Source organism: Promicromonospora kroppenstedtii DSM 19349 (genome assembly GCF_000515355.1).
GTDB lineage: Bacteria > Actinomycetota > Actinomycetes > Actinomycetales > Cellulomonadaceae > Promicromonospora > Promicromonospora kroppenstedtii.
The window spans coordinates 1-2823 of record NZ_KI911710.1; the positions used below are offsets into that span (position 1 = coordinate 1).

3 protein-coding genes are annotated in these 2823 nt (G+C 72.9%); all 3 read left to right on the forward strand.

The features are described 5' to 3' along the window. Nucleotides 1-430 (forward strand): alpha/beta fold hydrolase (locus tag PROKR_RS19385; protein WP_036965969.1); only part of this gene is annotated, 430 nt, incomplete at its 5' end. Further along, nucleotides 427-1485 carry a glycosyltransferase family 4 protein gene (locus PROKR_RS19390; protein WP_036965971.1) on the forward strand — a complete coding sequence of 353 codons (1059 nt, stop codon included), beginning with the start codon at nucleotides 427-429 and terminating at the stop codon, nucleotides 1483-1485. The genes PROKR_RS19385 and PROKR_RS19390, both read left to right, overlap by 4 nt. A 39-nt stretch (nucleotides 1486-1524) precedes the next feature. After that, nucleotides 1525-2715 carry an acyltransferase family protein gene (locus PROKR_RS19395; protein ID WP_036965973.1) on the forward strand — a complete coding sequence of 397 codons (1191 nt, stop codon included), beginning with the start codon at nucleotides 1525-1527 and terminating at the stop codon, nucleotides 2713-2715. Nucleotides 2716-2823: the final 108 nt, after the last annotated feature.

The window sequence follows — 2823 nt, forward strand, 5'->3', positions numbered from 1 at the left end:
CCGGCTCGCCGCCGCGCTCCCGGAGCGGGTGGGCACGGGGCTGCTGCGGCACCCGGTGTTCACGCGCGTGGCAAGTGTGGCGATGGTCACTACGGGCGACCGGGACCTGCGGCGCTGGATCCACGCCGAGCACGACCGGTACTTCTCCGGGTTCGCCGACCGCCGCACGTTGCTCGAGGCGTTCCACGCCTCGGTGGGCACGGACGTGGCCGGGTACGCGCCGGAGATCGGCCTGCCGGCGCTGCTGGTCGCGTCCGAGAACGACGACGTGGCCCCGCTGCCGTCCCAGCGCGTGCTGGAGGGCCTGTTCGCCGACGCGCGGCTCGCCGTCGTGCCGCAGGTGGGGCACCTGGCGCACTACGAGGCGCCCGACGCCGTCGCCGAGCAGGTCGAGGCGTTCCTCGCGGGTCTCGACAGGGCCGCGTCGTGACGGGGCCCAGGATAGTCGTCGACTGCCGGTACCTGCGGGTCGGCCGGCACGACGGGATCAGCCGCTACACCGCCGGTATCGTGACCGCGCTGGCCCGCCTGCACCCGATCGAGGTGCTGATCAACGACGAGCGCCAGCTCGACCACCTGCCGGCCGGGCTGCCGTGGCACCGGGTGAGCGCCCCGACGAGCTGGCGCGAGCCGTTCGTGGCCCGGCAGGTGCGCCGCACGGGCGCCGACGTCGTGTTCAGCCCCATGCAGACCATGGGCACCTGGGGCCGGGACTACCGGGTGGTGCTGACCCTGCACGACCTCATCTACTACCGGCACCCCACGCCCCCGCGGAACCTGCCTGCCCCCGTGCGCCTGCTGTGGCGGGCGTTCCACCTCGCGTGGTGGCCGCAGCGCGTGCTGCTGAACCGGGCCGATGCCGTGGTGACCGTCTCGGAGACCACGCGCGACCTGATCGCCGCCCACCGGCTGACCAGGCGTCCGGTGACCGTGGTGCCCAACGCGCCCGACCCGGTGCCGGACCTGCCCCGCACGGAGCGGACCCGTTCGCTGGTCTACATGGGCTCGTTCATGCCGTACAAGAACGTCGAGCTGCCGGCGCAGGCCATGGCGCACCTGCCCGGGTGGGAGCTGCACCTGATGAGCCCGGTCACGGCCGAGCGGCGCGCGGCGCTGACGGAGCTGGCGGGGCCGGGCACGCTCGTCTTCCACGACGGCGCCTCCGACGAGGACTACCGCGACGTCCTGCGGGGCGCGACGGCGCTGGTGTCCGGCTCCCGCGACGAGGGCTTCGGCCTGCCGCTCGTGGAGGCGATGGCGCTCGGCACGCCCCTGGTGGTCAGCGACATCCCGGTGTTCCGCGAGGTCGGCGGGACGGCGGGCGCGTACGTCGACCCGGACGACGTCGACGGGTACGTCGCCGCCGTCCGCGCGCTCGACGACCCGGAGAACTGGGCGGAGCGGTCGGCCGCCGCACGGCTCCGTGCCGCCGGCTACGACTGGGACACTTCGGCCAAAACGCTCCTGTCTCTTCTGGTAGGGTGATTTTGACCGTTATCTTTCCGTGATCTAGGGTCGGCGGCGATGACCCGTCCTGACGAGAGCCTGACCGCAACCGTTCCCGAGGCGAGCCCTGCCACCACGGAGGCCCCACGCCGCAAGGCTACCGGCCGGCTCGTGGCCATGGACGGCCTGCGCTTCGGCGCCGCGGCGGCCGTGCTGCTCTACCACTTCACGGCCACCTCGACGGTGACCAGCTACTGGGGCGCCGACCCGGAGCGGGCCTTCCCGCTGCTCAACGAGGTCACGCGGTACGGGTGGCTGGGCGTCGAGCTGTTCTTCGTGATCTCCGGGTTCGTGATCCTGCTCAGCGCGGACGGCCGGGGGATCGCGGGCTTCGTCGCATCCCGGGTGGGCCGGCTGTTCCCCGCGTACTGGGCGTGCATCGTGCTGACCGTGGGCCTGCAGCAGTTCTGGTCAGGCGGGCGGCAGACGAACCTGACCGAGACCCTGGTCAACCTCACGATGGTGCAGGACCTCTTCGAGGTCACGGGCGTCCAGGTCGTGTTCTGGACCCTGCTGGTCGAGCTGAAGTTCTACCTGCTGGTCTTCGTGGTGCTCGCGCTCGGGCCGCTCACGCGCAACCGCGTGCTGGCCTTCGCCACGCTCTGGCCGCTCGCGGGGTGGGCCGCGCAGGAGCTCGGCGCCCACTGGCTGGCCGACTGGCTCGTGCCCGTCTACGCCCCGTACTTCGCCGTCGGCATGCTGCTGTTCCTCGCCTACCGCGACGGGTTCGACCTGGTCACCAGCACGCTGCTCGTCGGCGGTCTCGTGCTGTGCGTCATGCGGGTGCAGGAGGCCGCCGGTCGCGCGTCCGACCTCCAGGGCGTCGCCGTGGACCCCGTGATCGCCGTGATGATCATGCTGGCCAGCGTCGTGGCCGTGTGGGCCACCACGCTGCGCGGCAGGAACGCCCCACCTCGCCGGGTCGCGGCCGTGCTGGGCACGGTCGGCGCCCTGACGTACCCCGTCTACCTGGTGCACACGCAGTTCGGGTACGCCGTCATCGACGTGCTGGCCCACGAGACCACGCGCACGGTCGCCCTCGTCGCAGCCGGGGCGCTGAGCCTGGTCCTGGCGGTGGCCATCCACTACGGCGTCGAGCGGCCGACGTCGACCCGGCTGCGCCGCGCGGTGCAGGCCGGGCTGCTGCGCTGCTCCGGGGTGCTGCGCTCGAAGGGCCTGATGCGGGCCTGGGACGACGTCCGCACCTGACGGCAACCGCGCTCGACGGCGGGTGTCAGCGGGGCGGGTCGGCGACCGCGAACGGGAGCCGGTGCAGCAGCTCCGCCTGCTCCTGCGCCCGCTTGCGTTCCCGCTGGC

Bases quoted from the DNA above. Each gene is read 5' to 3' on its own strand.
- PROKR_RS19395 (WP_036965973.1), top strand. From the start codon at position 1,525: ATGACCCGTCCTGACGAGAGCCTGACCGCAACCGTTCCCGAGGCGAGC.